The 235-nt window shown below is 70.6% G+C and carries 1 protein-coding gene; it reads right to left on the bottom strand.

Features of this window, described 5'->3' with window-relative positions:
* The coding region (locus SB772_RS45645; RefSeq protein ID WP_410839232.1) for a uroporphyrinogen-III synthase at positions 1 to 235 on the bottom strand (235 nt) is incomplete at both ends.

Here is a 235-nt window from a genome sequence, read left to right as displayed (position 1 = left end):
CGCGTTGGGTCGAGGCACCAACGGTGGCCACCTGGGTTCCAGCGGGAATAAGGTCGACCAGGGCGGCGCCGCGTCCCGCCGCGGTCTCCATCAGCGCACGCACCGTGGTGCTGCTGCTGACCACCAGCCAGTCAAAGCCGCCGGCGGCAAGCGCGTCCATGGCGGCGTCCAGGGATGCTTGGTCTTGGGCCCGCTCGAAGTCGATCAGTGGCAGCAGCAGGGGCTCCGCGCCCAG

It is taken from the genome of Paraburkholderia sp. SIMBA_030 (genome assembly GCF_046535245.1).
GTDB lineage: Bacteria > Pseudomonadota > Gammaproteobacteria > Burkholderiales > Burkholderiaceae > Paraburkholderia.
The sequence above is the reverse complement of the archived record's forward strand: the minus strand, read 5'-3'. Positions and strand labels throughout refer to the sequence as shown.